This window comes from Halorussus marinus (assembly GCF_004765795.1).
In the GTDB taxonomy this organism is placed as follows: domain Archaea; phylum Halobacteriota; class Halobacteria; order Halobacteriales; family Haladaptataceae; genus Halorussus; species Halorussus marinus.
Map to the genome: position 1 here is coordinate 101,449 of NZ_SBIV01000002.1, position 26,850 is coordinate 128,298.

The 26,850-nt window shown below is 68.6% G+C and carries 26 protein-coding genes; 14 read left to right on the plus strand and 12 right to left on the minus strand.

Translation table 11 applies throughout. The features are described from left to right. Positions 1 to 36 precede the first annotated feature (36 nt). The 3 genes from EPY72_RS04445 (at position 37) to EPY72_RS04455 (ending at position 3,165) form a co-directional block, all read left to right on the plus strand. Positions 37 to 1,668 carry a bacterio-opsin activator domain-containing protein gene (locus EPY72_RS04445; RefSeq protein WP_135805694.1) on the plus strand — a complete coding sequence of 544 codons (1,632 nt, stop codon included), beginning with the start codon at positions 37 to 39 and terminating at the stop codon, positions 1,666 to 1,668. A 60-nt stretch (positions 1,669 to 1,728) separates the two neighbouring features. Next, positions 1,729 to 2,106 carry a DUF7344 domain-containing protein gene (locus tag EPY72_RS04450; RefSeq protein ID WP_209019550.1) on the plus strand — a complete coding sequence of 126 codons (378 nt, stop codon included), beginning with the start codon at positions 1,729 to 1,731 and terminating at the stop codon, positions 2,104 to 2,106. Positions 2,107 to 2,196: 90 nt separating this feature from the next. After that, positions 2,197 to 3,165 carry a nucleotidyltransferase family protein gene (locus tag EPY72_RS04455; protein ID WP_134669250.1) on the plus strand — a complete coding sequence of 323 codons (969 nt, stop codon included), beginning with the start codon at positions 2,197 to 2,199 and terminating at the stop codon, positions 3,163 to 3,165. A gap of 9 nt (positions 3,166 to 3,174) precedes the next feature. Here the strand turns inward: EPY72_RS04455 and EPY72_RS04460 are convergent, their stop codons facing one another. The 5 genes from EPY72_RS04460 to EPY72_RS04475 all read right to left on the minus strand — a co-directional run bounded on the left by EPY72_RS04460 (position 3,175) and on the right by EPY72_RS04475 (position 7,125). Continuing rightward, positions 3,175 to 3,978 carry a DUF6498-containing protein gene (locus EPY72_RS04460; protein WP_135805695.1) on the minus strand — a complete coding sequence of 268 codons (804 nt, stop codon included), beginning with the start codon at positions 3,976 to 3,978 and terminating at the stop codon, positions 3,175 to 3,177. Between the two features lie 57 nt (positions 3,979 to 4,035). Continuing rightward, positions 4,036 to 4,755: a diphthine--ammonia ligase gene (locus EPY72_RS04465; protein ID WP_134669253.1), complete on the minus strand. Its 720-nt coding sequence runs from the start codon at positions 4,753 to 4,755 to the stop codon at positions 4,036 to 4,038. Positions 4,756 to 4,823: 68 nt separating this feature from the next. Continuing rightward, on the minus strand, positions 4,824 to 4,967 hold the full coding sequence (locus tag EPY72_RS19225) for a hypothetical protein (protein WP_167599399.1): 144 nt from the start codon (positions 4,965 to 4,967) through the stop codon (positions 4,824 to 4,826). Between the two features lie 38 nt (positions 4,968 to 5,005). Continuing rightward, positions 5,006 to 6,148: a DUF373 family protein gene (locus EPY72_RS04470; protein WP_167599400.1), complete on the minus strand. Its 1,143-nt coding sequence runs from the start codon at positions 6,146 to 6,148 to the stop codon at positions 5,006 to 5,008. A 110-nt stretch (positions 6,149 to 6,258) separates the two neighbouring features. Further along, complete coding sequence (locus EPY72_RS04475) at positions 6,259 to 7,125, minus strand: helix-turn-helix domain-containing protein (RefSeq protein ID WP_134669255.1); 867 nt, start codon at positions 7,123 to 7,125, stop codon at positions 6,259 to 6,261. Positions 7,126 to 7,345: 220 nt separating this feature from the next. Between EPY72_RS04475 and EPY72_RS04480 the strand changes: the two genes are divergently transcribed. Further along, entirely contained in the window at positions 7,346 to 8,605 is a 1,260-nt protein-coding gene (locus tag EPY72_RS04480; RefSeq protein ID WP_134669257.1) for a DNA cytosine methyltransferase, read from the plus strand. Between the two features lie 83 nt (positions 8,606 to 8,688). On the opposite strand, the gene EPY72_RS04485 is transcribed toward EPY72_RS04480, so the two are convergent. The 3 genes from EPY72_RS04485 to EPY72_RS19230 form a co-directional block, all read right to left on the minus strand. Then, positions 8,689 to 9,522: an endonuclease III domain-containing protein gene (locus tag EPY72_RS04485; RefSeq protein ID WP_135805696.1), complete on the minus strand. Its 834-nt coding sequence runs from the start codon at positions 9,520 to 9,522 to the stop codon at positions 8,689 to 8,691. Positions 9,523 to 9,554: 32 nt separating this feature from the next. Next, entirely contained in the window at positions 9,555 to 9,968 is a 414-nt protein-coding gene (locus EPY72_RS04490) for a DUF371 domain-containing protein (protein WP_134669260.1), read from the minus strand. A 96-nt stretch (positions 9,969 to 10,064) separates the two neighbouring features. Beyond that, a complete protein-coding gene (locus EPY72_RS19230) occupies positions 10,065 to 10,217 on the minus strand; it encodes a hypothetical protein (protein ID WP_167599401.1) in 153 nt (50 codons plus the stop codon). A 112-nt stretch (positions 10,218 to 10,329) separates the two neighbouring features. Here EPY72_RS19230 and EPY72_RS04495 point away from each other — a divergent pair, with 112 nt between their 5' ends. The 4 genes from EPY72_RS04495 (at position 10,330) to EPY72_RS04510 (ending at position 16,006) form a co-directional block, all read left to right on the plus strand. Then, the gene (locus tag EPY72_RS04495) at positions 10,330 to 12,195 is read left to right on the plus strand and encodes a glycoside hydrolase family 2 protein (protein WP_135805697.1); all 1,866 of its coding nucleotides are present in this window, start codon (positions 10,330 to 10,332) and stop codon (positions 12,193 to 12,195) included. Between the two features lie 252 nt (positions 12,196 to 12,447). Further along, the gene (locus tag EPY72_RS04500; RefSeq protein ID WP_134669264.1) at positions 12,448 to 13,311 is read left to right on the plus strand and encodes a coiled-coil protein; all 864 of its coding nucleotides are present in this window, start codon (positions 12,448 to 12,450) and stop codon (positions 13,309 to 13,311) included. 326 nt (positions 13,312 to 13,637) lie between these two features. Continuing rightward, a complete protein-coding gene (locus EPY72_RS04505) occupies positions 13,638 to 14,870 on the plus strand; it encodes a digeranylgeranylglycerophospholipid reductase (RefSeq protein WP_134669266.1) in 1,233 nt (410 codons plus the stop codon). Positions 14,871 to 14,923: 53 nt separating this feature from the next. Further along, positions 14,924 to 16,006 (plus strand): guanosine monophosphate reductase, encoded by a 1,083-nt coding sequence (locus EPY72_RS04510; protein ID WP_134669268.1) that lies wholly within the window; start codon positions 14,924 to 14,926, stop codon positions 16,004 to 16,006. Between the two features lie 15 nt (positions 16,007 to 16,021). Here the strand turns inward: EPY72_RS04510 and EPY72_RS04515 are convergent, their stop codons facing one another. Both EPY72_RS04515 and EPY72_RS04520 read right to left on the minus strand, forming a co-directional pair. Next, positions 16,022 to 17,596 carry an AMP-binding protein gene (locus EPY72_RS04515; protein ID WP_135805698.1) on the minus strand — a complete coding sequence of 525 codons (1,575 nt, stop codon included), beginning with the start codon at positions 17,594 to 17,596 and terminating at the stop codon, positions 16,022 to 16,024. Further along, on the minus strand, positions 17,589 to 18,407 hold the full coding sequence (locus tag EPY72_RS04520) for an alpha/beta fold hydrolase (protein WP_135805699.1): 819 nt from the start codon (positions 18,405 to 18,407) through the stop codon (positions 17,589 to 17,591). The genes EPY72_RS04515 and EPY72_RS04520 overlap by 8 nt, the downstream gene beginning before the upstream one ends. 88 nt (positions 18,408 to 18,495) lie before the next feature. On the opposite strand from EPY72_RS04520, the gene EPY72_RS04525 reads away from it, so the two are divergent. Further along, positions 18,496 to 18,912, plus strand: coding sequence for a MaoC family dehydratase (locus EPY72_RS04525; RefSeq protein WP_135805700.1), 417 nt, complete (start codon positions 18,496 to 18,498; stop codon positions 18,910 to 18,912). A gap of 18 nt (positions 18,913 to 18,930) precedes the next feature. Here the strand turns inward: EPY72_RS04525 and proS are convergent, their stop codons facing one another. Further along, positions 18,931 to 20,388, minus strand: a complete 1,458-nt coding sequence (gene proS, locus EPY72_RS04530) for a proline--tRNA ligase (RefSeq protein ID WP_135805701.1) — start codon at positions 20,386 to 20,388, stop codon at positions 18,931 to 18,933. 153 nt (positions 20,389 to 20,541) lie between these two features. Here proS and EPY72_RS04535 point away from each other — a divergent pair, with 153 nt between their 5' ends. From EPY72_RS04535 to EPY72_RS04550, 4 genes are all read left to right on the plus strand, one after another. After that, the gene (locus EPY72_RS04535; RefSeq protein WP_135805702.1) at positions 20,542 to 23,025 is read left to right on the plus strand and encodes a PAS domain S-box protein; all 2,484 of its coding nucleotides are present in this window, start codon (positions 20,542 to 20,544) and stop codon (positions 23,023 to 23,025) included. A gap of 89 nt (positions 23,026 to 23,114) precedes the next feature. Then, positions 23,115 to 23,420, plus strand: coding sequence for a HalOD1 output domain-containing protein (locus EPY72_RS04540; RefSeq protein ID WP_134669280.1), 306 nt, complete (start codon positions 23,115 to 23,117; stop codon positions 23,418 to 23,420). Then, the gene (locus tag EPY72_RS04545; protein WP_134669282.1) at positions 23,413 to 23,622 is read left to right on the plus strand and encodes a DUF7576 family protein; all 210 of its coding nucleotides are present in this window, start codon (positions 23,413 to 23,415) and stop codon (positions 23,620 to 23,622) included. The genes EPY72_RS04540 and EPY72_RS04545 overlap by 8 nt, the downstream gene beginning before the upstream one ends. Positions 23,623 to 23,649: 27 nt before the next feature. Then, positions 23,650 to 23,835, plus strand: coding sequence for a hypothetical protein (locus EPY72_RS04550; RefSeq protein WP_134669283.1), 186 nt, complete (start codon positions 23,650 to 23,652; stop codon positions 23,833 to 23,835). 90 nt (positions 23,836 to 23,925) lie between these two features. Here EPY72_RS04550 and EPY72_RS04555 read toward each other — a convergent pair whose 3' ends face one another. Next, the gene (locus EPY72_RS04555; protein WP_134669285.1) at positions 23,926 to 24,429 is read right to left on the minus strand and encodes a DUF7984 family protein; all 504 of its coding nucleotides are present in this window, start codon (positions 24,427 to 24,429) and stop codon (positions 23,926 to 23,928) included. 366 nt (positions 24,430 to 24,795) lie between these two features. On the opposite strand from EPY72_RS04555, the gene EPY72_RS04560 reads away from it, so the two are divergent. Then, positions 24,796 to 26,730, plus strand: coding sequence for a beta-CASP ribonuclease aCPSF1 (locus tag EPY72_RS04560; RefSeq protein ID WP_134669287.1), 1,935 nt, complete (start codon positions 24,796 to 24,798; stop codon positions 26,728 to 26,730). The last annotated feature ends 120 nt before the right edge of the window (positions 26,731 to 26,850 follow it).

Below are 26,850 nucleotides of genomic sequence, written 5' to 3' on the forward strand. Positions count from 1 at the left end.
TACCGGACGTGCGACGTACCGCGGAACGACCGAGAGATGACCGAGACCCAACGCGACCTCGACGACCTCCGACGGCGCGTCCACCGGCTCGAGGCCGTCGTCGAGACCACCCCCGACCCGATGGTCCTCAAAGACGACGCGGGCCGATACCGATTCGTCAACGCCGCGACCGCCGAGTACCTCGACCGCGAGCCCAGCGACGTCGTCGGCGCGACCGACGTCGACCTGTTCGGCGCGGAGACCGGCCGCCGGATCCGCCGACAGGAACGGGCCGTCCGCGAGACCGAACGCACCCAGACGTTCGAGGAGACGCTGAGGGTCGGCGGACGCGAGCGGGTGTTCGAGACCACTCGCTCGCCCTACTACGACCCGACCGGCGACCTCGCGGGGACGGTCACGGTCTGTCGGGACGTGACCGATCGGATCGCGCGCGAGCGGACCTTAGAGACCCAGCGCGACCAGTTGGCGACGCTGAACCGGATCAACGACGTGACCCGAGGCGTGATCCGGCGACTCATCGGCGAGCCGAGCCGCGAGGACATCGAGCGGTCGGTCTGCGAGCGGCTGCTCGAGTCGACGCTCTATCAGTTCGCGTGGATCGGCGCGCCCGAGCCCGCCGGCGAGCGCGTGACCGGCGTCGCCGGAGCGGGCCTCGACGACGACCTCCGGGAGATTATCGCCGACGCCGACGCGAGCGAGGACAGCGATCAACCGCTCGCGCTCGCCTACTACGACGCCGAACCGCAGGTCGTCGAGAACGTCTCGGACCACGAGTCGCTCGACGCCGACCGCCGGGAGGCGTTCGTCGAGCGCGGCGTCGAGTCGGGGATCGCAGTGCCGATCCGGTACGGCGACGCCACCTACGGCGTCCTCGCGGTCGGCTCGGAGCGGCCCGCGGCGTTCAGCCAGCCCGAGACCGACGCCTTCGAGCTACTGGGCGAGGTGGTCGGGTTCGCGATCGACGCGGTCAACCACCGGCGGCTGGCGCTGTCGCCGACGGTGACCGAGGTGGAGTTCCGGCTGACCGACGCCGACTCGTTTTACCTCTCGCTCACCGAGGCGTTCGACTGCACCCTCGAGCTCGAAGGGATGACCCCGGGGCCGGACGGATCGCTGTTGTTCTACGACTCGGTGACCGACGTCGACCCCGACGCCGTGCTGGCGTTCGCGGCCGACTGGGACGGGATCGAGGACGCGAGGATCGTCAGCGACGGTCCCGAGCGCACGCTGTTCGAGTTCACCGCCACGGGCGCGTCGGTGGTGCTCGCACTCTCCGAGCACGGAGCACACACCACCGAGGCCGTGGCCGACCGCGGGGAGGGTCGGATCGTCGCCGAGCTCCCGGCCGACGCCGACCTCCGGGCGGTGATCGAGCGCGTCCGGGCCGCGTTCCCGGACGTAGAGTTGGTCGCCAAGCGCGACCGCGAGCGCGAGGTGCGAAGCGCACGGGAGTTCAGGCGAGAGCTGAGCGGCCGGCTGACCGAGGCCCAGCGGAGCGCGCTCCGGGCGACGTACTTCGCGGGCTACTACAACTGGCCCCGCGACAGCACCGCCGAGGAGGTCGCCGACTCGCTGGGGATCGCCTCGCCGACGCTCCACCAGCACCTCCGGAAGGCCGAACGCGAACTGCTCGGGGCGTTCTTCGACGACGAGCTGGGCGGACCCTAGACAGTTAGGCCGACCGTTCTTAACCGTCTGTACGAAACACCGTAGCGACGGGGATACATCATGAGCAAAGACGGGTTTCCGGACGGCGGCGGAGCGAACGGGCCGACCACTCCGCGAGAGGCGGTCTCGCAGTTCGCCCACGAACAGTCGATCGCGACGGCGAAACTCGACTCGCTGTTCGGGATTCTCGCGAACGGACAGCGTCGGCAGATACTCGCATATCTAGTCGAGACCGACGACGGCGTCGCGACGCTCCCCGAGCTCGCCGACCGGATCGCCGACGGCGAGGATCCCGAGCGCGCGACCCTCCGGCTCCACCACAATCACCTACCGAAACTCGAAGACGAGGGCTTCGTCGAGTACGACGCCCGGAGCGAGACGGTCCGCTATCGCGGGTCACAAGCGGTGACGGCGTGGGTCGAGTTCGCCCGCCGGTAGCGACGGCGACGAGAGCGACCGCCCGAGGGGGTCGGCGGCCCGACTTGCGAAATGAAAAAGGACTTATCGCGCCGAGTCGACTCTCGGGGCATGAAAGCCGTCGTTCTTGCGGGCGGGTACGCGACGCGACTGTGGCCCATAACCAAACATCGACCGAAGATGTTCCTCCCGGTCGGCGACTCGACCGTCATCGACCAGATATTCGGCGAGCTCGAGGCCGACGATCGGATCGACGAGGTGTTCGTCTCGACCAACGAGCGGTTCGCCGAGGACTTTCGCGACCACCTCGACGACAGCGAGTTCGACAAGCCGACGCTCACCATCGAGGACACCACCGAGGAAGACGAGAAGTTCGGGGTCGTGGGCGCGCTGGCCCAGCTTTTCGACCGCGAGAACGTGACCGACGACACCCTCGTCATCGCGGGGGACAACCTCATCAGCTTCGGGGTCAGCGACTTCGTCGACTTCTTCGAGGCGAAAGAGTCGCCGACGCTCGCGGCCTACGACGTCGGCTCCCGGGAGCGCGCGAAGTCCTACGGGCTGGTCGAACTCGACGACGACGAGGTCGTCGACTTCCAGGAGAAGCCAGACGACCCCAAGAGCACGCTGGTCTCGATCGCCTGCTATGCCTTCACCGCCGAGACGATCCCGATGTTAGAGGAGTACCTCGAGGGCGGAAACAACCCCGACGAGCCCGGGTGGTTCCTCCAGTGGCTCCAGGCCCGCGAGTCGGTGTACGCCTACACCTTCGACGAGGCGTGGTTCGACATCGGTACCCCCGAGAGCTACCTCGACGCGGTCGCGTGGGAGCTAGACGGCGAGAACCGGATCGCCGACGACGCCACGGTCGAAAACACCACGTTCGGCGAGAACGTTCACGTCATGGCGGGCGCCGAACTGATAAACTCCAGCGTCAACAACTCCATCGTGTTCCCCTCGGCGACGATCCGGGACTGCGACATCCGCGACTCCATCATCGACGAGAAGACCCGGGTCGAGAACATGGACCTCGCCGGTGCCCTGATCGGCGCCCACACCCAGATCCTGAACGGCGAGTAGCCCCGAGGGTTACGGCTCTCGGGGGTCTTCTGGGGTGAACCACGTCGCGACGCCGCCGAGGTCGGGCTCGCGGCGGGCCCAGAACCGGGACCACTCGACGACGAGCATGGCGGCAGTCACGACGAGCGCGTAACAGACCGCGATGACCCGCCCGGTCAGCACGGTCTCGAACACCGCCGGGCCGAGCGCTTCTTGGATCCCGATCAGCAGGAGGATGCCCCCGACGTGCAGGACCAACAGCACCGAGCCCATGAACGCGATGATCCGAATCGGAATCTCGAGCACCATGTGGACCGACAGCTCCTCGTAGCGGCGCTTTCCGAAGAACTCGCGGCGAAGCTCGACGAGCTGGGAGACGAGGATGCCGACGGCGGCCGCGAGGACCGCCGGCGACACCGCCGACGCGACGTCGACGTACGGGAAGTCCCCCCAGAGGGGAACGGCGATCCAGAAGACGCCGAAGACGAGCGACATGAACACCAGAAACGCGTTCCGGCGGTACACCGGCGGGAGCGGCCCCGGCAGGCCAACGGGATCGGGCTCCTCGCGCCACTTGGGGTCGAGTTCGGTGTTCTTGCCGACGCCGGGGAGGTAGACGCTCCGCCCTTCGAGTCGAATCGGTCGCTCGGCGAAGAGCGCCGCCACGCTGTAGGCGCCAAGCATGGCGGCCATCTCGATCCAGTAGGTCGCAAGCACCTGCACCACCGCCCAGTCGAGGACGACCACGCCCGCGAGCGGCAGGAGGTTCGAGAGGGCAACCGGGACGAACGCCCGGTAGTCGCCCGCTCCGTCGGTCTCTCGGTCGGGGGCCATACGGCGAGCATGGTGGCCCCGAGTCGATAAGCCCAACGCTCCGGCGACGCTCGGCGGTCAGTCGGCGAGCCGAGCGTCCGTGATCCGAAGCGTCCCCCGGGTCCCGTCCCACTCTGTCTCGGACTCCAATTCGATAGCGCGGTCCATGTGTGGCCCGTCGGTTACGAGCGTCTCGAACTCGCCGCCCTCGCCGAGTATGTGGACGCCCCGGCGCTCGTTGAGCGCTTCGAGTTCGTCGAGAGCCGCCGCATCGAGCCTGCGCCCGAGCCACGACTCGTCGAGCCCGTCGGCCGCCACTCGGATGATGGTGATCTCGAAGCCGGCGTCGAGCATCGCGTCGGCGAGCTCGCGGGGGTCTTCCTGCCAGAGGGGCGCGAACAGGTCGGCGTCGAGCCGGTCGCACATCGCCTCGATGCGGGAGGTCTGATACTCGCTCTCGACCGCGCCGGCGGTCACGCCCGCGACGCCGCCCTCGAGGTCGGCGTCGAGTTCCCCGAGCGCGGCTTCGAGGGGCCGGAGTTCGGCGTCGCCCTGCGCGCCCGACTCGGTCGCGGCCTCGGCCTCGAAGTCGTCGGGCGCGACCTCGACCAGTGGGATCCCGACGCTCTCGGCCGCGAGAGTCGCCAGCTCGGTCGCCGGGACGTGGTACATGTACGAGTCGCCCTCGGGGTGGACGGTGACCAGCCGGGCGACGTCCAGTCCCTCCTCGAGGGCCCGATACAGCGCCCACGAGGAGTCTTTGCCGCCCGAAAAGAGGCTCACCCAGTTGTCGGTCATGGTCGTCGATTCGGGCGCGAGCGAGTAAAGACCCCCCGGTCTCGGTCGCTTTGGTTCGGCGCCCCCGTCTAGAATCCGATGAGGTCGTCGAGTTCGACCTCGGCCACGCGGCCGCCACAGGCCGCACACTCGTCGACGTACTCGGGACCGGCGCCGCCCTGGAGGTGAAGGTTACCACAGTCGGTGCACACCTGCGGGTCTGCGTCGAGCATGCCCGGACGTTCAGACGCGAGTCAAATGTACCTTGTGCCTACTCGGCCAGTTCCTCGTCGAGGGTCGTCCCGGTGACGTACGACGAGAGCTGGACGCCGACCAGACTCACCACGACGCCGGCGACGACGAACACCGCGAGTCGGGTGCCCGGCGGGACCTGCATGCTCTCGATCACGAGGTTGCCGACTTCGATCCGGGGGACGACGATGGGCGCGACCAGCCCCGCGGGCTGGAGGAAGTACGCCGAGAACCCCCGGACGACCAGCCCGACCGCGAGCACGCCGAACGGGAGGTTGAGGTAGGCGTTTCGGACCCGGTCGTTACGGATGGCCTCGTCGAGCAGTCGGCCGGTCGAGGCCGCCATCGCGGCGCTCGCGAGCCACGGCACGCTCGCGAACGCGAACGCCATCGCGGGCATCAACACCCCCTCGTTCGAGATCGTCATATCCGAGACCCGGAGCGCGCCGGCGAACACCCCGACCAGCGACAGCCCCGCGGCGACGACGTAGGTGACGATCGAGACCCGCCCGGAGTAAAGGGCGTCCCGGACCTCCGCGGGGAGGTCTGCCACGTAGTCGTCGACGCCGAGCCCCTTGTAGAGGACGAAAAGCCCCATCACGGCGGTGATAGTCGAGACCGCGATCGCCTGCCCGAACCCCATCAGCAGGATGGGAAACGCGATCAGCGCGACCCCGACCGGGACCAGCACGGTCTGGCGGAGCTCCTCGTCGGCGAGAAACTGCTTGAGCAGGTAGTAGGTGGACTCGATGTCCCTGGCCTGCCGGACGACCACCCGGTCGACCGCGTCGACCTGCACCCGGCTCTCGATGATCGGGACCAGCCGCTCGTCTTGGGCGCTGTCGATGACGACGATCGCCGAGTCGGGGTCGTACTCCGCGATGAGGTCGTCGGTCTGGGCCGCGACCGCGCGGTCGCGACCCACCATGGTGTCGGCCGCCCCCGAGATGACCGCGACGGTGACCTCCTCGTCGCCGTCCCTGAGATCGCGGGCGACCCGGAGCGATTCGAGCAAGCAGTTGACGCCGGCGTCCTCGGGGTCCGCGATCCCGACCTCGGTGACCAGCGACCGGACCGCCTCCCATCCGACGACCGGGGTTTCCAGCCCGGTCTTGGCACCGATGTCGTCGTCGCGGTCGACACAGACCACCAGCGTGCTCATGTCGTTCGACTGGGCCCAGACGCGCGAGGGATAAAAAGGCTCGCGTCGGGGCGGCCGACTCCGCGATCAGTCGGCGTCGGCGGGATCGACGACCTCGCCGAGTCGACCGATCAGAGAGTCGTCTGATTCCGAACCGCCGAGAGCGCTTCGTCGTCTTTGTATCGTGAGTACGGATTTAGCTCGGGATCGAGATACACGCAGTCGAACCCCCAGAGCGCGTCGGCCGAGAACGTCGCCGTCTTGCCCGAGTCGCCCTCGGTATCGCTCTTGTTGAACTGGTCGGGGTCCATCTCGCCCATTCGGACTTCCCAGATCCACGCGGTGTCTTTCCGCGTTCCTCGCTCGTAGTTTCGGTCTCGATCCGCCAGAACGTACCGAAGCGTGACGTACAGGCCCGGTTTCGGGAGGTGTCCTTTCGGCATGTTGTTCTCCATCGCGACTTTGATCTCGATCCCCGGAACGCCACTCCGAGCGCCGGTGCTGATCAGATCGGGGAAATTCCCCGCGTTCACTTCGTAGAGCCCCTCAGACGCCTCGGCGACACCGGAGGCGAAAAACTCCCCGATCACGGTCGAGAGCGCAGAGTACTCGTCGAACTGTTCGGCGAGCGGTTCGACACCCCGCCGTTCGAACGCGAAGTCGATCGTATCCAGGTTCTCGTACGCTCTCTCGATCCCCATCAGAATCGCCGAGTTGTCGAAGGGAACGTCGTCGTAGATATCTGCGTCCTCGATCACGTACTCTTCTTTCGGTGTTCTGAACGATTCGGGGTTCACCAGTTCGGTGATGGTGACGTCTAATGCGTCTGCGATCCGCATCACGATCGAAATACCGGGCTCTCGTTCGCCCCGTTCGATCTTCCCGAGCGTGGTTCGGTGTATGTCAGCGGTCTCGGCGATCTCTTCGAGGGAGTTCCCGTGTAGCTCGCGGAGTTCCTTGATTCGCCGACCGAGATCCGATCTGAACTCGTCGCTCATGCGTTGGGACCAGACACCGTCGCTCGTTAAACATAATTGAGACAATTGTCTCATCGTTGGCGATCGATTAACTCTGCGCCGATCTGACAACGGTTCGATCGAATTCGAGGCTCCTACGAAGGGTATTAAGGCGGTGCGAAGATAGCTACGGATAATGCATCGCCCCAGTCAGACCGAGACGGCCGTAACTGGCGACGAAGCGATCGTCTCACCGTAATCTATGGTAGGTGTCATCGACCTGTTCTGTGGCACGGGCGGCTTCACGTACGGCTTCGAGACCCACCCCTCCGACCAGTTCGAAGTCCTGTTGGGACTCGATAAAAAGGACGTCGCCGCCGAGACGTTCGAACGAAACCATCCGGACGCGGAGGTCGTGAACGCGGACATTCGAGAGTGGCCCCCCGAGAAAACGGCCCGACAGACGGACGTCACTCCCGACGACGTCGACGTGATCGTGGGCGGTCCGCCCTGTCAAGGCTTCTCTTCGATTCGTCCGGACCGCGGCGACGACGTTCTGGACGAACGGAACGGGCTGTACTCCGACTTCATAGAGTACGTCGCCTACTACGAGCCCGACTTCTTCGTGATGGAGAACGTGGTCGGACTGGCCACCCACGAAGACGGCGAGACGATCGGCCAGATTTTGGACGATACGCGACACATCGGGTACACCGCCGACTGGCGGATCCTGAACGCCGCCAATTTCGGCCTGCCACAGCGCCGAGAGCGACTGATTATGATCGGTGCGGCCGACGAGCGGGAGATCGAATTCCCGGATCCGACACACGAGGCGGACGGTCGAACGATCGGGTACCGGGACAAGTCGAAGGTCGTGACGACACAGCCCACGCTGGACAGTTTCCGGGACGCCAAAGCCCTCCGAGAGGCGAGAACGATAGTCGACGCCATCGGCGATCTCCCGGAACTGGAGGCCGGAGAACGCGCAGTCGAGTACACACAGCCGCCACAAAACCGCTATCAGGCGTCGCTACGCGACGGATCGGCGGAGCTCACGCTACACGAGGCGACCGATCACGGGGAGAAGATGCTGACGATAATCAGACACAGCGGCCCGAACAAGCAGACGACCATCGAGAATCTGGAGCGGTCGCCGGAAGTGGACGACGTCGACGACTACATCACTACGGGGTACAGTTCGAGCTACTCCCGCCTCGACCCGGACCTCCCCTCGGTGACGATGACGGTCAACTTCATCCATCCCGCCTCCAACAAGTGCATCCATCCGACCCAAGACAGAGCGCTCACGCCGCGGGAGGGTGCTCGGATACAGAGTTTCCCCGACAGCTTCGAGTTCGTCGGAAACCGGAGCGACGTCGTAGAGCAGATAGGAAACGCCGTCCCGCCACTACTCGGGCGCGTGCTGGCAGAACACGTCGTCGGGATGTACGACGAGTCGTATCGGGCTGATTACGCCGCGTGTGTCATCGATGACGGACCCGAGCGCACGGCCGAAATCTAAGCGACCGCGTTCTCCAGAGGCCCGCCACTCCGCCCGGTAGCAGTGCTGTGGCCGCCTGAGCCGGAAGCGGATCTCGAACGGCGCTACTCGTTTGTGACGGCGTCGGCGGGATCGACGACCTCGCCGGTCGCGGGTTCGACGCCCACCCGATCGCAGAGGTCGGACAGCGGACACGCCTCGGGACCGTCGAGACACGCCGGTTTGCGGGCGGTACAGTGCTCGCGGCCGAACTGAATCGTCGCGGTGTGGCCGAAGCCGCACTTCTCGGCGGGCACCTCGCGTTCTAGGACCGCCCGGACGGTCTCGTGATCGGCGTCGGGCGCCGCGACCCCGAGCCGCCGGTAGATGCGATGGACGTGGGTGTCGACGGGGAACACGCCCGACTGCCCGCCCGCGAACAGCAACACGCAGTCGGCGGTCTTCGGTCCGACGCCGTTCAGATCGAGGAGCGCCGACCGGACCTCGCCGGGATCGCCCTCCCGGACGAACTCGTCGAAGGCGGCCGCGCTCCCGTGGTCGTCGAGGACGCGGTCGGCGACGGTCGTGATGACGTCGGTCTTCTGGTTGTAGAGGCCCGCCGGTCGGATAGTGTCGGCGAGTTCGTCGGGATCGGCGCCCGCGAGCGCGACCGCGAGGTCGGTGTCGTCGGACCCGTCCGCGCCCCCGGTGGCGTACCGCTCCATCAGCGCGTCGTGGGCCGGCTGGCTCGCCTTGTCGCTGGTGTTTTGACTCAGGATCGTCCGGACCAGACACTCGAAGGCCGGCCGACCGCCGTAGGTCTTCGTCCAGTACAACCGGCCGAGTTCGTCGACGACCGCCTCGGCGCGGGTGTCGGGGTCGCCGTCCCGGAAGCTCGCGAACGAGCTCCCCGCGGGGTCGCCGCCGCTGATGTTCTCGGCGGGTTCGGGATCGTCCATACCGGGCGTTCGGGACGCCAGCGGATTAAAACCTACACGACCGAGAGGGTCACCGTCAGGTCCGCCCCCGCCGCGAGCGCCGCCGCGAGGTCGCGGTCGAACGCCTCGGCGGCGAACTCGGCGCCCACCATCACGGTGCGGTCGTCGACGTAATCGCTGGTCCGGCCGACCGCGCTCCGGTCGCTCTCGAAGGTGAGGTCGGGGTCGCCCCGACCGGTCACGGTCTCGCGGTGACCGTCGGCCTCGAACGTCGCGGTGACGGTCGCCTCGGCGTCCCGACACGCCGCGACGAACTCCGGGTCGAAGTCGGCGGGCGCCCGGTCGGCCTCGATGCCGAGGATGCAGTCGCCCGCCGGCGTGAGGAAGTCGTCGGTCGTGACCTCGAAGGTGCTCGCGTGGGCGGCCGAGACGTGCTCGTGGCCCGTCGCGTGGATGACTTCGTCCATCGTGTCCGGGAGGGTTCGCGGCGGGGGTACTTGAGCGCGGCCTTCCGATCACGGTGTTCGGGCGCCGTCGGGCGACTCGGCGGGTCCCCGCGGGACTCAGCGCACCACGGTCACCGTGACCGCGCCGCAGGCACACTCGTAGGCCCGGCGCTCGCCGGCGGCGGTCACCATGCGGACCAGCAGTTGGTCGTCGCCGAGCGCGCGGTCACAGCCCGGAGCGTCGCAAGCGCACCGAAGATCGTCGAGCATGTCGGGGAGTCGTCGCGCCGGCCCCCTTAAATTGAGCCATGGGTGCGGTGAAAGTGAAAGTGAAGCTCCGCGGGACGTAAAACATATCACGCCGGGGTTTAGTTGCCTCAGTATGTCTCTGCCCGACTGGACGGGCGCGGTCGTCGAACCGTCCGCTGGGGACGACCCTCCATCCCCCGACGAGTGGCGCGCCGTCGAGGTCCCCGGCCGCCCCGCCGAGTTCGCCGGCGCCGACGCAGTCGCCTACCGCACCCGGTTTCCCGACCCCCGGGACGGCGACGAGCGCGCGACCCTCGAACTCCGCGGACTGTTCGCCCGCGCCCGGATCTGGCTCAACGGCGACCTCCTCGGCGAGCACGGCGCCTACTTCCGGCCCGCCCGGTACGAACCCGATCTCGACGCCGAGAACGAACTCGTCGTGGAGTGTCGCGCGCCCGACCGGTTCGGCGGCGTCTACGCGACCGATCGGGTCCCCGACGAGCGGGCGGTCCCCGGCATCTGGTGGGGCGCCACGCTCGAAACGCACCCGGAGACGTACCTCGACTCGGTGTCGCTCGCGCCCCGAACGACCGACGACGGGGCGGCCATCGACGCCGAGATCGCGGTCGAGGCGGGCGAGGACCTCGACGACCGGATCTCGCTGTCGGTCCGTCCGCAGGGGTTTCGCGGGGGCGGCGTGATGGAGCGGGCCCGCGTCGAGGCCGACGCCGGCGAGCGGGCCCTCGTGGAGAAGACCCTCGAACTCAGAGACCCCGCGTACTGGTGGCCCGCGGGCCACGGCCCCCAGCACAAGTACGCGGTCAGGGCGAAGCTCGGCGGCTCCGAGCGGGTGGTCGAGACCGGGCTCTCGACGGTCCGGGCGACCGACGGCGGACTGGTCGTAAACGGCCAGCGCGTCCCCGCCCGGGGGTTCTCGTTGCTCCCGACCGGCGACCCGACGTGGGACGTCGAGCGGGCGGCCAACGCCAACGCCAACCTCGTGCGGGCGTACGGTCACGTCCCGCCGCCGGCCTTCTACGAGGCCGCCGCCGACGCCGGAGTGCTGGTGTGGCAGGACCTCCCGCTGGCGGGGCCGGGCGAGTACGACGCCGACCGCGCGACCGACCTCGCCGGCCGGCTCGCGGACGCGGTCGAGCGCCACCCCGGCGTCGCCGCGTTCGGGGTCCACGCCGACCCGACCGACCACCTCTCGGGGGTCGGCCCCGGCCGGCTCGCACGCTACAAGGTGCGGTGGCGGGCCTGGCGGGCGTCCTACGACCCGACCGTCGACCGCGAGGTCGCCGAGGCGCTTCCCGACGACGCCGCGGTCTACCCCGTCTCGGGCGCGCCCGGAATCGACCCCGACGCCGCCCACCTCTATCCGGGGTGGGAGTACGGCGACGCCGCCGACGCGGCGTGGCTCGCCGAGAAGTACGACTGCGACGGCGCGGTCGGGGGCTTCGGTGCGGGCGCGCTCGCGACTCCGGACGGCGCCGACGACCCCGACGGCGTGGCGGACTTCGACGCCGCGGCCCACGACGCCCACGTCTCGGGCGGCGTCGACGAGTCCCAGGCCTATCAGGCCCGCCTGCTCAAGACGGTGACCGAGACGCTCCGGAGGCGGGGGATCGACCTGCTCGCGGCCGACGCGCTCCGGGACGCCGACGCGGGCGCCGGGATGGGCGTCTTGGCGGCCGACGGGACCGAAAAATCGGGGTACGCCGCCGTCGCGGCGTCGCTCGAACCCGTCCAGGTCGTCCTCGACGCCTACCCGCGGGCGGGCCAGAGCCGGGAGCTGACGGTGCTCAACGACACCCCCGAGGCGGTCTCGGGGAGCGTCTCGTGGACCGCCGGCGACCGGAGCGGCGGCGCGGACGTGAGCGTCGAGGCGTACGGCCGGGAGACCGCCGGGCGCCTCCGGGTGCCCGACGGCGCCGAGGCGGTCGAACTCGCGCTCGACCGCGGCGAGGCCGCGGTGACCAACGAGTATCGTTTATAACCCTGCCGGAAGTGTGGGAACGGCTTACACGGCGGGTAGCGGCCGTGTGAACCGGTTCCACCGTTCTAAACAGCACAACATTTAAATATCCATGGCGAATACGTAAGGATACCAGAACGCCACCGGCGTTCGGCGGGCATCGTGCGACAAATGACAAGGGACTATTGTCACCGAACGGTTGCTACCGGTCGCCAGCGCTCGCTGTCGATCGCCGAACCCCGGGGCGGGCATGGAATCGAGGTTTAACTAAGCATGGTAAGTGTAACGGAAGAAGAACTTCAGAACAAGTCGAAGGGCGAACTAATCAAACTCGCGGGTCAGCTTCGAGACCGACGAAACGAGCTGAACCAGAAGGCCAGCAAGCGCGCGTCGAAGCGCGACGACCTGAACGCCAAGACGCGCGAGAAGGTCGACGAGGCCCAGGAGCACCGCGAGAAGCGCGACGAGCTCAACGAGAAGGTCCAAGAGCACAAAGAAAAGCGCAACGAGCTCAACGCGGAGGCCAACGAGCTGTTCGACGAGGTCGAGCAAAAGAAGTCCGACCTCGAACTTGACGAGGGAAAGGACCTCGAAGAGCTCGAGAGTGAGATCGAAGACCTCGAGTTCAAACAGCAGACAGAGGTCCTCTCGACCGACGAAGAGCGCGAACTCATCGAGAAGATCGAGGCCAAGCGCGAGGAGTACCAGCAGCGCAAGGAGAAGCTCGACGGCACCGAGGACCTCGACGAACTCGTCGAGGAAGCCGAGGAGGTCCGCGCCGAGGCGTCGCGTCACCACGAGAAGGTGACGGAGCTCGCGGACAAGGCCCAAGAGCACCACAACCAGATGATCGAGGCCTATCGGGAGGCCGACGACATCCGCGACGAGGCCGACGAGATGCACGAGAGCTTCGTCGAAGCTCAGGAGTCGGCCGACCAGCACCACGAGGACTTCGTGCGCGTCCAAAAGCGCCTGCGCGAACTCGACAAGCAGGAAGAAGAAGAGCGCAAGTCCGAGAAAGAAAAGGAGCGCGAGGAGGCCAAAGAGGAGGCCGAGGAGATCTACCAGCAGTTCAAGGAAGGCGAGACCCTCGACACCGAGGACCTCATGAAGCTCCAGAAGACGGGCCTGCTGTAATCTACGTTCGTCGCTAACTGCGATCTGCTGTTTCTCGACCCGAACCGGCTCGAACAGCGACGTCTCTCGTCGAACGCGTCGGACCGGGCTGTGTCTGGGCGCCGAGAGGTGTGGCGGACGACCTGACCTTTTGCCCGAGTCGAATCAACAGATTACAGCGTTGAGCGCGTTTGCGTCCGTTTTTTAAGGGAGTGGTCTCTACCCTCGGTAGAGATGACTGCGGACGAATATACCGTTCTCACCGGGGGCGACGCGATGAGCCGCGGGCGTCCCCGCGCGGCTTCTGGCGCGGTTGTCGGCGTCTCCACACACGGAGGCGACCGTCCATGACCGACCGCTTCGACGTGATCGTCGCCGGCGCCGGCCCCGCCGGCGGGCAGTGCGCCCGCGATCTGGCGCGGCGCGGCTACGACGTGGTCGTCCTCGAAGCCGAACCCGAGGACGGGTTCCCGCGCCAGAGCAACAAGTCGACCGCGGGAACGTTCCCGTCGATGATGTCGGCGTTCGGGATCCCCGACGACGTGGTGATGCAGTACACCGACGACGTGGTGCTCGAATCGCCGAACGACCACTACGTCCGCCACCAGCCGGGCGCGGTCCTCGAGTTCGCCGACTTCAAGCGCTACCTCGTCCGGGACGGCCGCGAGAAGGGCGCCGAGTACCGCTTCGACGCCCGGGTCTCGAAGCCGGTGATGGAGGGCGGCGACATCGTCGGGGTACGGTACGACGGCGACCGGGAGGTGTACGCCGACGTCGTGATCGACGCGACCGGTCCGGCCGCGCCGCTCGCGAAGGCGCTCGGCGTCAGCGATCTCAAGCGCAAGAATCAGGCGATCGGGATCGAGTACGAGATGGAAGGCGTCGAGATGGACGCCGAGGGGTACGCCGACCTCAGCGACACGATGATGCTCCGGCTCGACCACGACCTCGCGCCGGGCGGTTACTCGTGGATCTTCCACACCGGCGGGGACACCGCGAAGGTCGGGCTCTGTTACATCCAGAATCAGGCCCACCGCGAGAACGCCCGCGAGGGGATGGGGATCGACGACTACCTCCAGTACTGGCTCGACGAGGACCCCCGGTTCGCGGACGCCGAGCGGATCGAGGGCAAACAACACCGCGGCTCGGCCCACATCCAGATGCCGACCGGGCTGAGCACGGACAACTTCATGGCCATCGGCGACACGGTGCCGACGATCGACCCCCTCTGGGGCGAGGGAATCCACACCTGCATGAAGTCCGGGCGGGCCGCCGCGATGACGGCCGACCGGTGTTTCATGACCAACGACCGCGACACGTCGGCCGAACGGCTCTCGATCTACGACGAGCTGTGGCACAACGACGTCGCCCCCCACATGCGACAGCGACTCCTGATGACCCAACTGCTGTACCTCGCGTCGAACGAACGGTACGACACCCTGATGGCCGATCTGCGCCGCGCCGACGAGGAGGTCCTGAGCGCGGCGAACGGCGGCAACTGGCGGAGCCTCGCGAAGCTGTTCCACCTCGACGACCTGCCGCTTTTGACCCGGTTCGCCCGCGAACGGCTGACCGAGTGACTCGGCGCGAAGCGAGAGACTTATGACTCCGGGGTCGCTTCGAATCGAGGGGTATGAACGACATCCGAACCGGACTGAGCTACGGCGACGTGCTGTTGGTTCCCCAGCGCTCGCCGGTGGATAGCCGCGCCGACGTCGACCTCTCGACGTCGCTCACGCCGAATCTCGAACTCGACGCACCGCTGGTGTCGGCCGCGATGGACACCGTGACCGAGGCCGACCTCGCCGTCGCGCTCGACGAGAGCGGCGGGCTCGGCGTCGTCCACCGCTTTTACACGGTCGACGAGCAGGCCGCGGAGGTCGCGGCCGCGAGCGACGCCGGCGCGCGCGTAGCCGCGGCGGTCGGGATCGACGAGGACTACGCCGCCCGGACCGAGGCGGTGCTGGAGGCGGGCGCGGACGCCGTGGTCGTCGACGTGGCCCACGGCCACCTCGAGCGCACGCTGACCGCGGTCGAACGCCTCCGCGAGCAGTTCCCGGACGCCGACCTGATCGCGGGCAACGTCGCGACCGCGGCGGGCGTCGCGGACCTCGCGGCCGCCGGCGCCGACTGCGTGAAGGTCGGCATCGGCCCCGGCTCTCACTGCACCACCCGGAAGGTCGCGGGCGCGGGCGTCCCCCAACTCACCGCGGTCGACGACTGCGCCGAGCGTGCACGCGAACTCGGGGTCACCGTGATCGCGGACGGCGGCATCCGCACCTCCGGCGACGCGGTGAAGGCGCTGATGGCGGGCGCGGACGCCGTGATGATGGGGAGCCTGTTCGCCGGGACCGAGGAGGCGCCCGGCGAGGTGATCGAGCGCGACGGCGTCCGGTACAAGCGCTCGCGCGGGATGGCGACGACCGCGGCCGCCGAGGAGCGCTCGGACAAGGCCGAGAACGTCAGCGCCGACGAGGGCGTCGAGGGGCTGACTCCCTACAAGGGCCCGGTCGGCGACGTCTGCGAGGAGTTCTGCGCGGGGCTCCGATCCGGGCTGTCGTACTCCGGCGGCCACACGATCCCGGCGGCCCGCGAGAACGCGGAGTTCGTCCGGGTCGCGGCCAGCGCGAAGGAGCGAGAGGGCGCCCACGGCGACCGCGAGTGGGAGACGATCGGGGTCGACAGCACCGAGAAGGCCCACGCCGACGACGACTGAGCCCCCGAGGAGGGCTCACCGCTCGCCGAACGCCCGCTCGACGGCTTCGCGGTCGATCTTCGAGGGCCCCGAGGTGGGCATCTCGTCGACGAACGCGAGGTGGCGCGGGCGCTTGAACCGCGCGAGCCGCCCGTCCAGAAACGCGGTGAGTTCGTCGAGGGTCAGCGACTCCTCGCCCTGCACGACCGCCTTCCCGACCTGCCCCCACCGGTCGTCGGGGACGGGGACCACGACGACCTCCTCGACTTTGGGGTGGTCGGCGATGCGGTCTTCGACCGCCGGCGGGTAGACGTTCTCGCCGCCCGAGACGTACATGTTCTTCTTGCGCCCCTCGACGTAGTAGTAGCCCGCCTCGTCCCTGCGGGCGAGGTCGCCGGTCGAGACCCACCGGCCGAACGTCTCGGCGGTCTCGGCCTCGTCGCGCCAGTACCGGTCGGCGGCGTGGGGGCTTGCCAGTTCCAGTTCGCCGATCTCGCCCGGCCCGAGCGGGTCGCCGTCCTCGGAGACGATCCGGGCGTCGACGTGCATCGCGGGCACGCCCACGCTGTCGGCCGCCTCCTTGGGCCACCCCTCGGGCATCGTGAAGTTGTTCGGGCCACACTCGGTCAGGCCGTACCCCTGCGAGAGGTCGACGCCCCGGGACCACCACGCCTCCATCACCGACTCCCGGCACGGCCCGCCGCCCGACTTGGCGAACCGGAGCGTCGAGAGGTCGGTGTCGGCCCACCGGTCGTGGCCGGCCATCGTCCGGAGCACCGCCGGCACCGCGACCAGCACGGTCGCGCGCTCGGACTCGATGCGGTCTAGCACCGTCGCGGGCTCGAACTCCCGGGCGATCACCACCGTCCCGCCGAGGTGAAACAGGGGGACCGTGATGACGTTCCACCCGCCGGTGTGGAACATCGGGAACACCATCGGGGTCGCGTCGTCGGGCCGGAGCCCCCACGAGGTGATGGTGTTGAACGAGTTCCACAGGATCGACTCGTGGGTCAGGACGGTCTCTTTTGGCACCCCGGTCGACCCGCCGGTGTGGAGAAAGAGGTGCGGGTCGTCCATCGACGCGGCGCCGGCCTCGACGGGCGAGTCGTCGGCCGGGAGGCGTTGGGGCCACGACTCCCAGCGCGGATCGCCGGTCCCGTTCGCGCGCGCGTCGTCGCCGTCGGCCGAAAGCGTCAGGACCCGAGGGTCGAAGTCGGCGTCCTCGTGGTCGAGGACGTCGGCGGCGAGGTCGGCGAACGGCGCCTCGACCACGAGCAACGCGGGGTCGACGTCGCCGAGCATTTCGACCAGTTCGGCGGCCGCGAGCCGGTGAGACAGCGGCGCGAGCACCCCGCCGGTCTTGGCGGTCGCGAAGAACAGATCGACCAGCTCCGGGCGGTTTCGCGAGATGACCGCGATCCGCTCGCCGTCCGCGACCCCCTGCTCGTCCAGCAGGCGGGCGGTCCGGTTCGCCCGCCGGTCGAGCGCCGCGTAGGTGTAGCGCTCGTCGGTCGTCGCGTCGACCAGCCCCACCGCGTCGGGCGAGAGCTCGGCGCGCTTGCGGCTCCACGCGCCCACCCAGTCGTACGGGCGCTCGCCGCCGCTAAACATCGGCGAGAAACGCCGCCAGCCGGTCGTTCACCTCGTCGGCGCGCTCGATGAAGAAGAGGTGCGAGCCGTCCTCGAACAGCGCGAGCCGACTGTCGGGGAGGTCCCGATGGAGCAGGTCGGCGTTCTCGATCGGGATGACGCGGTCGGCGGTGCCGTGGGCGACGAGCGCGGGGAGTTCGACCTCGCCGAGGCGGTCGCTCGCGTCGAACGCGGCGACCGCGGCGCCCTGCGCCTCGCGGGCGTGGTCGGGCGCGTCGCTCTCGAGTCGCCAGTCGACGATGTCCGAGATCAGGTCGTCGTTGTCGGCCCGGAACTCGTCGGTCATCGCGGGCGCCATCTTGTACCGGATCGCCTCGCGCTCGTCGGCGTCGTCGGGGACCTCGAACATCCGGCGCTGGGTTTCGGGCGGCGTCGAGACCGCCTCGTCGCCGCCGGGCGAGGTGCAAAACAGCGCGAGGCTCTCGGCGCGGTCGTAGTCGAGGGCGTATCGCTGAGCGATCATCCCGCCCATGCTCGCGCCGACGACGTGGGCGCGCTCGACGCCGGCGTCCGCGAGGACGGCGTCGAGGTCGCCGGCCATCTGTTCGATCGTGTAGGGGCCCGACGGCGCGTCCGAGTCGCCGCTCCCGCGGTTGTCGGGCAGGACGACCCGGTACCCCTCCGCGAGGAGTCGCTCGCGCTGCCAGCGCCACATCCACCGGCCGTAGCCAAGCCCCTCCACGAGGACGACCGTCTCTCGGTCGGCGCGTCCGTCCTCGGGCGCGTCGAGTTCATAGTGGAGCGAGACGCCGGCGTTGTCCGCGTAAGGCATGGAGGTATCCACGCACGACCGCGCCTTCAAAACCCTGTTTCACATGTTAACCCGCGGATTGATTCGACGCCCGGGGCCACGTACGGGCATGCCAGTCGCATCCGTCGGCGACGCCGCCGAGGCGAGCCTCGCGGTCGGCGAACAGACCATCGACGACTACGCCGTGCTCGTCGGCGACGACAATCCGATCCACCTCGACGGCGACTACGCCGCCGACACCATGTTCGGCGGCCGGGTCGCCCACGGGATGCTGTCGGCCGGCGTCGTCAGCGCCGCCCTCGCGGATCTGCCGGGCGACATCGTCTACGTAGAACAGGAACTCGACTTCGAGCGCCCGGTCCGGCCGGGGCAGACCGTCACCGCGACCGCGACCGTCGTCGAGGCGATGGGCGGGGACCGCGTTCGGGTCGAGACCGCCGCCGACGTGGGCGCCGACGGGGACGAAGACCGCCAACGGGTGCTGTCGGGCGAGGCGGTGGTGCTGTCTGTCCCCCACGCTGAATAAAAAGCCGAAAACGGACGCTCAGTAGGACTTCGCGAAGTAGGCGGTCTCGTCGGCGTCGTCGCCACAGACGCCACATTCCTCGCCGATCGGCTCCTCGTCGCGGTCCATCGGGACCATCACGATCTCGGCGGCGATCTCCTCTTTGATGACCTGCTCGCAGGCCTCGTCGCCACACCACGGCGTCTTGACGTAGCCGCCGTACCGGCCGATGGTGCCGAGGATCTCGCTGGTCTCGTAAGCCTCCCGGACGTTCGCTTCGAGGTTCTGCTCGGCGGCGTCGTAGAGTTTGTCGTAGACCGCATCGAAGTGGTCCTCGACCGCGTCGGCGATGTCCTCGCGGTCCTCGACCGCGTCCTCGCCGTCGGGGCGGTGGACGACGGTGATCTCGTCGTCCTCGACCTCGTTGGGGCCGATCTCGAACCGGACGGGGACGCCTTTCAGCTCCCACTCGTTGAACTTGAACCCGGGGTTGCGCTCGTCGCGGTCGTCGAGTTCGACCCGGACGTCCGCGGCGTCGAGGTCGTCGGCCACCGCCTCGGCGTAGTCGAGGACCTCCTCGCGGTTGTCCTCGTTCCAGATCGGGACGATCACGACCTGCTCGGGCGCGATCGTCGGCGGCAGGACCAGCCCCTGATCGTCGGAGTGGGTCATGATGAGCGCGCCCAAGGCCCGCCACGACAGCCCCCACGAGGTGGTGTGGGCGACCTTCTCTTCCTCGTCGGCGTCGGTGAAGGTGAGGTCGTAGGCCTCGGCGAACCCCTGACCGAGGTAGTGGGAGGTGCCCCCCTGGACGGACTTGCCGTCGGGCATCAGCGCCTCGACCGTGGTCGTGGTGTGGGCGCCCGGGAACTTGTCGTGGGGCGGCTTGCGCCCGCGCAACACCGGGATCGCGAGCACGTCCTCGTAGAGGCGCTCGTACTGATCGAGTCGGAGCATCGTCTCGTCCCACGCCTCGTCTTCGGTCTCGTGGGCGGTGTGGCCCTCCTGCCAGAGGAACTCCTTGGTCCGGAAGAACGGCTTGGTCTCGGTCGCCTCCCACCGGATGACGCTACACCACTGGTTCAGTCGGAGCGGGAGATCGCGATGGCTCCGGACCCACTGGCTCATGAACGGCGTGATGATCGACTCGCTTGTGGGCCGGAACGCGAGCCGTTCTTCGAGTTCGTCGTGGCCGCCGTGGGTCACCCACGCGACCTCGGGGTCGAACCCCTCGACGATGTCGCTCTCGCGTTCGAGGTAGCTCTCGGGGATGAGCGCCGGGAAGTAGGCGTTCTGCGAGCCGGTCTGTTTGAACCACGAGTCGAGGTGGTCCTGCAGGCCCTCCCAGAGGGCGTACCCGCGGGGTCGGGTGACGATGAACCCGCCCATCGGGGCGTAGTCGGCGAGCTTGGCCTTGGTGACGACCTCGGCGTACCAGTCGCCGGGGCTGTGTTCTTTGGACTCGGTGATGCCGAGTTCCTGTTCGTCGTCGCTCATAGGTGTAGACCACCAGTGTAGTGGTCTTAAATCCGGTGAAGCGACCGCGTCGGGGGCGGTCTCGCCGCCCGACGGCTCCCCGGGTCGCCCGATCCCGAGTGAACCCAATCGCTTTTCCGTCCCGCGATCGATTCGGAACGAACAGACACCACCATGAACCGCCAATCGCGCTCGGCCGCGCCGCCGGCGAGCGCTCAGCTACGGGCGGTCGCGGACGCGACCTCGGACGGCATCCTGACCGTCGACACCGACGGGGTGGTCCGCTTTGCCAACCCCGCGATCGAAGACATTCTGGGGTACGCGCCCGACGAACTGGTCGGCTCGCGGCTGACTCGGATCATGGACGACGACCTCGCCGAGCGACACCGCGCCGGCTTCGAGCGCTATCTGGAGACCGGCGAGCGGCGCCTCGACTGGACGGACGTCGAGCTCGCCGGGCGCCACGAGGACGGCACCGAGGTTCCCCTGAGCGTCTCGTTGAGCGAGTTCACCGCCGACGGCGAGCGGTTCTTCACGGGGATCGTTCGGGACATCACGAGTCGCAACGCCCGCGAACAGGCGCTCGAACGCTATCGCTCGGCGGTCGAGACGGTCGCGGACGGCGTGTACGCCCTCGACGAGAACGCGCGGTTTCTCACGGTCAACGCGGCGTTCGCCGAGCTGACCGGCTACGATCGCGACGAGCTAATCGGTGCGCACGCGAGCGTAGTGACCGGGCCCCGGTCGGTCGCGGAGTTCGACGAGGCGCAGGCGCAACTCGAACGGGGCGAGGCCGACGTCGACACGATCGAGACGACGATAGAGACCGCCGACGGCGAGCAGTTCCCGGGCGAGATCCGGATGTCGCTGTTCCCGCTCGGCGACGGGGAGTACGGCCGGGCGGGCGTGCTCCGGGACGTCTCGGACCGCAAGCGCCGCGAGCGCCAGCTGTCGGGTCTACACACGTTCGCCCAGTCGCTCACGGCCGCCGAGACCGCCGAGGGCGTCTACCACCTCGCGATGGCGACCGCGAGCGACCTCCTGCCGAACCTGCTCGCGACCGCCTACCGGTACGACGAGGACGCGGGGCGACTCGACCCCGCCTCCCACACGCCCGCGGTGCCGAACGTCGGCGCGCCGAACGGCGAACTGCTCGGCGCCGACCGGTCGCTGGCGTGGACCGCGTTCCAGCGACAGGAGCGATACGTCTGTCCCGACACCCGGACCGACGACGCGGTCGACGACTCGGCGACGCCGCTCCGGAGCGTCGCGGCGGTTCCGTTCGGATCGTACGGCGTGCTGGTCAGCGGCGCGACCGCGACCGCGGCCTTCGACCGGGAGGCGGTCAAGATCCTCGACCTGCTGGCCGCCGACGTCGAGACCGCCCTCGAACGCGTCGAGCGCGAGCAGACGCTCCGCGAGCGCGCCGACCAGTTAGAAGAGCGGGCCGCGGCTATGGAGCGGGCCAACCGGATCAACGACCTGATCCGCGAGTCGACGACCGCGCTCGTCCGGGCGGAGTCGCGCGAGGGGATCGAACAGGCGGTCTGTACGAAGCTGGCGAACACCGACGTGTACCGGTTCGCGTGGATCGGCTCGCCGACCGCGACCGGGCAGGTGCTCACCCCCCGCGCCTCGGCGGGCGTCGAGCGGGGGTATCTGGACGCGATCGCCGCCACCGACGGCGAGGACGCCAGCGGGACCGAGCCCGGCCGGCGCGCGGTCGCGACCCGCGACGTGCAGGTCCGCAACGGCCTGTCGGCGAACCCGCCGTTCGAGCCGTGGCGCGAGGAGGCGCTCCAGCGGGAGTATCGCTCGTGCATCGCGGTGCCGCTTCGGTACGAGGACATGCTCTACGGCGTGTTGCACCTGTACGCCGTCGAGTCCGACGCCTTCGACGACCTCGCGGTCGACGTGCTGACCGAGCTCGGGGAGGTGGTGGCGTACGCGATCAACGCGGCCGAGCGGAAGAACGCGGTGGTGAGCGACTCGACCGTCGAACTCAGCTTCGAACTCGACGACCACGAGCTACTGCCCGCCAGGCTGGCGGCCGAGACCGACAGCCGCTTCGAGTTCGAGTCGCTGGTCGAACAGGCCGACGGATCGCTCCGCGTGTTCTTCTCGATCGAGGGCGCGGACCCGGCGGTGGTTCGGGACTACCACGACCGCGGGCTGGAGGTCGAGAGCGTCGATCACGTCGCGGACCGCGAGGAGGGTCACCTCTTCGAGGCGACGCTGGGCGCCGAGAGCTTCCTCGCGTCGCTGCTCGATTACGGCGTGCGGCCCACGGAGCTGATAGCCACCCCGTCGGGGACGGAGCTGACCGTCGAGCTCCCACAGAGCGGCGACGTTCAGGCGTTCCTCCGGATGCTTCTCGACACCTACGAGGGCGTCTCGCTCCGGACGCGCCGCGAACTCGATCGGCCGGTCCGGTCGGACGCGGAGTTTCGGGCCCACTACCGCGAGCGGCTGACCGACCGCGAGGCCGAGGTGCTCCAGACCGCCTACTACGCCGGCTTCTTCGAGTCGCCGCGCCGGAGCTCCGGCAGCGAGGTCGCCGAGATGCTCGGGGTTTCCCAGCCGACGGTGAACCGCCACCTGCGCCGGGGCGAGCGCAAGCTCCTCGCGATGGTGTTCGACGAGCGGGCCGACGAGTGAAGCTGTATTCACGCCGCCACCCCTGCGGGCGTATACACTGACGCCCCAGAAATAGGGAGGTAGCGCCCCTCGTATCGGATAGAATCACCATGAACGAGCCCATCCACGACACCGCCGCCGACTCGGTCCCCGTCCGAATCGTGAACGCCGTCGCCGACGCGACCGGCCGCGACCCGAACGCACTGCCGCCGCTCTACGACACGGTCGACCCCGACGCGCTGGCGGCGATCGTGGCACGCGCTCCGAACCACGCACGCGGCGGCGACGAGATCGAGGTCTCGTTCGCGTTCGCCGACTGCGACGTAACCGTCTCCCCGACCCGCGGCGTCGAGGTCGCGGTCGCGGTCGGCGGCGACGCGCGGCGTCCGGACGCCCCGGCGCCGGTCGATGAGTGACGAGTCGATCGCGGAGGCCTGTCGCCGCGAGGCGCCGGCCCCCGACGCCGATCGCGCCCACGTCTGTGCTGTCTGTGACGAGCCGATCGACGACGCCGAGCGCCATCCGGTCGCGACGCGGATCGGCGAGTCGGGAGCGGTGGTCCTCTACCTCTTCTGCTCGCCCGCCTGCCGGACCCGCTGGGACGAATCGAGCGACTGACCGTCGAGCGCGCCCTACCGATACTCGATGAACGACACCACCCAGAAGTACACGACGCCGAACCGCTGGGGTCGCTACAACGACCGCCACGAGACGAACTACACCGCCTACACCGACTACGATCCGGACGCGGGCCCGGTCTACGTGATCGAGGCCGAGGACGGGGCCGACGCGTGGCTACAGTCGACGCGGCCCGTCGACGTCGAGCCGTGAGCGACGCGCCAGGAGACGAGCGGTAGCGACGCCGCGCCGGACGGGACGATAGCGACACCCCACCGGACGTCCTGCGTCGACGCCGCGCGACTACTCGCCGTCGGGACGGTCCGCGACGGCGAACGGGCTCTCGGCGGCGGTCCAGTTCCATCCCGGGAGCCGCGTCTGGAACCCCGCCGCGAGGGCGGCGTCGAGGTCGTCGAGGCCGGCGGCTTCCGCGTCGGGGTCGCGGTGGACGAGCACGTCGGCGACGTGGAACGTCGCCTCGCCGAGCAGGCCGAGCGGCTGGGCCCCGGCGATCGTTCCGGCGAGCCGCCGGCCGAGAAACTCGTCGACCACGAACCCCGGGTAGTCGCCCTCGACGTCGAGGGCCCGGAGGATCGCGACCAGAGCCGCGACGTTGACCGCGAGGTCGCCGTCGGCGAAGACGGCGTCGACCTCTCGGCGGTAGGTCCCGGCGGTCACCTCGCCGACGTCGGCGTCGAAGCGGTCGGCGAGGTCGGCCCGCACCTCGTTCACCAGCGGGACCACGACGGCGGCCCGCTCGCGCACCCAGCGGTACTCGTCGGCGACGGTCTCCGGAGTGAGTCGCATACCGGGCGGACGCGCTCGCGGGCCTTGGGCGTGTGCGTTTTGAGAAGGCTTTTATAACATCGGCGACTAATACCGACTAAGCGGGTTTTCCTGCGTCCCCGAATGAGCGTCCGGTCCGCGGCAGTCCCGCCGGGGACGCGAACGCTCGCGCACTCGCGCGAGCTTCACCCCGCGGAGAAGCGAGATCTATGCTTCGCTGTACTCTACGTCGTAGTCGTCACGGTTTTGCGACCGTATCGACACGGGCATTACAACCGATAGCCCGCTCGGGACCGACACCGGTCGGTCGCCGGGACCGTAGACGCCGGACTCGGCCGCGCGCCGAGCGCCGACACCGCACCACCGACGAAGCCGACTTTTGCCACTATGAGTAACGTAGACCAGCAACTCGAAGAACTGCGAGAAGAGATAAAGAGCGAGCTACCGAGCGACATCTCGGTCTCGGACGTGAAGTACGAGGGGCCAGAGCTGGTCGTCTACACCCGCGATCCCAAGAAGTTCGCGCGGAACGGCGACCTCATCCGACAGCTCGCGAGCCAGCTCCGCAAGCGAATCACCGTCCGGCCGGACCCGGACGTGCTCTCGCGGCCCGACCGAGCCCGCGACGACGTGCTCGACGTCATCCCCGACGAGGCCGGCGTGACCGACCTCGACTTCCACGTCGACACGGGCGAGGTCGTCATCGAGGCCGAAAAGCCCGGGATGGTCATCGGCAAGCACGGCTCGACGCTCCGGGAGATCACCCAGGAGGTCGGGTGGACGCCCGAGGTCGTCCGGACGCCGCCGATCGAGTCCTCGACGGTCTCGAACGTCCGGAACTTCCTGAAACAGGAGCGCGACGAGCGGCGCGACATCCTGGAGAAGGTGGGCCGACAGATCCACCGCGAGGAGATGTCCGACGACGAGTACGTCCGCGTGACCACCCTCGGGTGCTGTCGGGAAGTCGGACGCGCCTCGTTCATCCTCTCGACGCCCGAGACCCGCATCCTCGTCGACTGCGGCGACAAGCCCGGCGCCGAGGGCGAGGTGCCCTACCTTCAGGTCGAGGAGGCGCTCGGGGCGGGCGCAAACACCATCGACGCCGTCGTGCTCACCCACGCCCACCTCGACCACTCGGCGCTCATCCCCCTCCTGTTCAAGTACGGGTACGACGGCCCGATCTACACCACCGAGCCCACCCGGGACCTGATGGGACTGCTCCAGTTGGACTACCTCGACGTCGCGGCCAAGGAAGGCCGCGCGCCGCCCTACGAGTCCGAGATGGTCCGGGAGGCGATCAAACACACCATCCCGCTGGAGTACGGCGACGTGACCGACATCGCGCCCGACGTGAAGCTCACCCTCCACAACGCCGGTCACATCCTCGGGAGCGCGGTGTGTCACTTCCACATCGGCGACGGCCTCTACAACGTCGCGTTCTCGGGTGACATCCACTACGACGACACCCGGCTGTTCAACGGCGCGGTCAACGACTTCCCGCGGGTCGAGGCGCTCATCTTCGAGTCGACCTACGGCGGCCGCAACGACTACCAGACCGACCAGGAGGACTCCGAGCGCCGGCTCAAGGAAGTCATCAACGAGACCTACGAGCGCGGCGGGAAGGTCGTCATCCCGGCGTTCGCTGTCGGGCGGTCCCAGGAGATGATGCTCGTACTCGAAGAGGCGATGCGGACCGGCGACATCCCCGAGATGCCGGTCCACCTCGACGGCATGATCTGGGAGGCGACCGCGATCCACACCACCTATCCCGAGTACCTCCGGGACGACCTGCGAGACCGGATCTTCCACGAGGACGAGAACCCGTTCCTCGCCGACCAGTTCAACCACATCGACGGCGGCGAGGAGGAGCGCCGCGAGGTCGCCGACGGCGATCAGTGCATCGTCCTCTCGACGTCCGGGATGGTCACCGGCGGCCCGATCATGTCGTGGCTCGACCACCTCGGCGGCGACCCCGACAACCGCATGGTGTTCGTCGGCTACCAGGCTCAGGGGACGCTGGGCCGGCGGATCCAGAACGGGTGGGACGAGATTCCGATGAACCGGAGCGGCGGTCGCGGTCGGGGCGGCCGGAACGGGTCCCTGAAACTCGAACTCGACGTCGAGACCGTCGACGGCTTCTCGGGCCACGCCGACCGACAGGGCCTGATGAACTTCGTGAAGACGATGAGCCCCCGCCCGGAGAAAGTGCTGTGTGTCCACGGCGACGAGTCGTCGACCCAGGACCTCTCGTCGGCGCTGTACCACGAGTTCAACATGCGGACGTTCGCGCCCAAGAACTTAGAGACGTTCCGGTTCAAGTAGCGCGATCGGTGGTTCGACGACCGCTTTTTCGCGTACTCGACGGCGTGACCGCCGGGACGGCCGCGGTCCGGACGGTCACGGATGTCGGTGACGATCGGTAGCAGTTCAGAGTCCAGTACG